At 61.4% G+C, this 3,264-nt stretch carries 2 protein-coding genes; one reads left to right on the top strand and one right to left on the bottom strand.

The genetic code is table 11. From position 1 onward, the window contains the following. On the top strand, positions 1 to 1,992 hold a 1,992-nt coding region (gene fusA / locus AC1DWI_RS17350; RefSeq protein ID WP_477725298.1), incomplete at its 5' end, for an elongation factor G. 173 nt (positions 1,993 to 2,165) lie between these two features. On the opposite strand, the gene AC1DWI_RS17355 is transcribed toward fusA, so the two are convergent. After that, positions 2,166 to 3,264: KUP/HAK/KT family potassium transporter (locus tag AC1DWI_RS17355; protein WP_477725299.1), on the bottom strand; the 1,099-nt coding region annotated here is incomplete at its 5' end.

Here is a 3,264-nt window from a genome sequence, read left to right on the forward strand (position 1 = left end):
ACCATGGACTGGATGGAGCAGGAGCAGGAGACCATGGACTGGATGGAGCAGGAGCAGGAGCGCGGCATCACCATCACCTCGGCAGCGACCACCGCCTTCTGGAAAGGCATGGCCGGCAACTACCCCGAGCACCGCATCAACATCATCGACACGCCCGGCCACGTGGACTTCACCATCGAGGTGGAGCGCTCCATGCGCGTGCTCGACGGCGCGGTGATGGTGTATGACGCCGTGGGCGGCGTGCAGCCGCAGTCAGAAACCGTCTGGCGCCAGGCCAACAAATACAAGGTGCCGCGCCTGGCTTTCGTCAACAAGATGGACCGCGTGGGCGCGGACTTTTTCCGCGTGCAGCGCCAGATCAGCGAACGTCTCAAAGGCGTGGCTGTGCCGGTGCAGATTCCGGTCGGCGCTGAGGACCACTTCCAGGGCGTCGTCGACCTCGTCAAGATGAAGGCCATCATCTGGGACGACACCAGCCAGGGCCTGCATTTCGAGTATGGCGACATTCCGGCAGACCTGGTGGAGACCGCCAACGAGTGGCGCACCAAGATGATTGAGGCGGCCGCTGAAGCCAATGACGATTTGCTCAACAAATACCTGGCGGGCGAGCCGCTGAGCGAGGACGAAATAAAACAGGGACTGCGCCAGCGAACCATGGCCAACGAGATCGTGCCCATGCTCTGCGGCAGTGCCTTCAAGAACAAGGGCGTGCAAGCCATGCTGGATGCGGTGATCGACTATATGCCGTCACCGGCGGATGTGCCCGCTATCCTGGGCCACACCGAGGACGACGGCGAGGCCGAGCGCCACCCCAAAGACGATGAGCCCTTCTCGGCACTGGCTTTCAAGATCATGACCGACCCCTATGTCGGACAGCTGATTTTCTTTCGCGTGTACTCGGGCGTGATCAAAGCCGGTGACACGGTCTACAACCCTGTCAAGGGCAAGCGCGAGCGCCTGGGCCGCATTCTGCAGATGCACGCCAATGAGCGCAACGAGGTCAAGGAAGTGTGCGCAGGCGACATCGCCGCCGCCGTGGGCCTGAAAGAAGCCACTACCGGCGACACGCTGTGTGACCCGGCCCACGTGATCATCCTGGAGAAAATGGTATTCCCCGAGCCTGTCATTTCACAAGCCGTGGAGCCCAAGACCCAGGCCGACCAGGAAAAGATGGGCATTGCGCTGAACCGCCTCGCGCAGGAGGACCCATCATTTCGTGTGCACACCGACGAAGAGTCTGGCCAGACCATCATCTCGGGCATGGGCGAGCTGCACCTGGAGATATTGGTGGACCGCATGAAGCGCGAGTTCAGCGTGGAAGCCAATGTGGGCAAGCCACAGGTGGCCTACCGGGAGACGATCCGGCAGGCGGTGAACGATGTTGAAGGCAAGTTCATCAAGCAGTCGGGCGGGCGCGGGCAGTACGGGCACGCCGTGCTCAACCTGGAGCCGCAGCCTTCAGGCAAAGGCTATGAGTTCGTCGACGCCATCAAGGGCGGCGTGATTCCGCGCGAATACATTCCGGCCGTCAACAAAGGCATTGTGGAAACGCTCAAGGCCGGCGTGCTGGCGGGCTACCCGGTGGTCGACGTCAAGGCCACGCTGGTGTTCGGCTCCTACCATGATGTCGATTCGAACGAAAACGCCTTTCGCATGGCCGGCTCGCTCGCCTTCAAGGAAGCCATGCGCCGCGCCAAGCCGGTGCTGCTGGAGCCCGTGATGGCGGTCGAGGTTGAAATGCCCGAAGACTTCATGGGCAATGTGATGGGCGACCTCTCATCGCGGCGCGGCATGGTGCAAGGCATGGAAGACATTGCGGGCGGCGGCGGCAAGCTGGTGCGCGCCGAGGTGCCGCTGTCGGAAATGTTCGGCTACTCGACCACCTTGCGCTCACTCACGCAGGGCCGCGCGACCTACACCATGGAGTTCAAGCGCTATGCCGAGGCGCCGGCTGATGTGGCCGCAGCCATCATGCGCGGCAAGGGCGCGTAGCTCCGCGCATGAAGCTCTAACAATTTCACCAGCCTGCTTTATGCGGCTTGCCCATACGGCCAGGCGCGTGCAGCTATGGATTGGCACCAACAATTCAACCCACGCAAGCAGGAATACGCGTGCCAGATATTTAAAACAAGTCCTCGGGCAAAAGGGGGAACGGCCAGAAACCCTCAGATCTCGATCTTGCTGCCCAGTTCCACCACCGAGTTGTTTGGCAGGTTCAGGAAGTCTGCCGCACCGCTGGCGTTGTGGTGCATCTGAGCAAACAGTTTCTCGCGCCAGGGTGCCATGCCGCTGCCGATGGTGGGGATCACCGTGTCGCGCGAGAGGAAATAGCTGGTCGTCATCGACTCCAGCTCGCAGCCCCTGCCCTTGATCTGCTGCAGGGCCTTGGGCAGATCCAGGTCGTTCTTGAAGCCGTAGTGCACATTGACCTGCCAGCAGTCGTGGCCCAGTGATTCAATTTCGAGACGCTTGTTCATGCCGATCCAGGGGATCTCATGGTTGCGCACCGTCACGAACAGATTCTGCTCATGCAACACCTTGTTGTGCTTGAGGTTGTGCAGCAGCGCGTTGGGCACGCTGCCGGGCTCGGCCGTCAGGAATACGGCCGTGCCTTCGACACGGGCCGGCGGGCTGACGAAGACGGCGTCCAGGAAGCTGGGTAAATCGATCGCATCGGCCCGCAGCTTTTCATTGAGCAGGTGCCGCCCTTCCTTCCAGGTGATCATCAGCGTGAAGACCGCACCCCCAATCACCAGCGGGAACCAGCCGCCGGCGAACAGCTTCATGAGGTTGGAGGCGAAGAACGCGAAGTCGACGACAAAGAAAACACCGGTCGCCGCAATGCACAGGCTCAGCGGATACTGCCAGCCGTAACGAATCACGTAAAAAGTCAGGATGGTGGTGATCAGCATGTCGGTGCATACCGCGATGCCGTAAGCGGCCGCCAGGTTGCTGGACGAGCGGAACATCACCACCGCGAGCACGATCGTTATGAAGAGGCCCCAATTGACGAAGGGCATGTAGATCTGGCCGGTGTCGCGCACGCTGGTGTGCTGGATATTGAGGCGCGGCAGATAGCCCATCTGGATGGCCTGCTTGGTCACGCTGAAGGCGCCGGTGATCAGCGCCTGCGAGGCGATCACGGTAGCCATGGTGGCCAGGCCTACCAGCGGCAGCAGCGCCCACTCGGGCGCCATCAGGAAAAACGGGTTCTTCACTGCGGCAGGGTTGCCTATGAGCAGTGCGCCCTGACCGAAGTAATTG

This window comes from Polaromonas sp. P3_C2, from assembly GCF_056402675.1.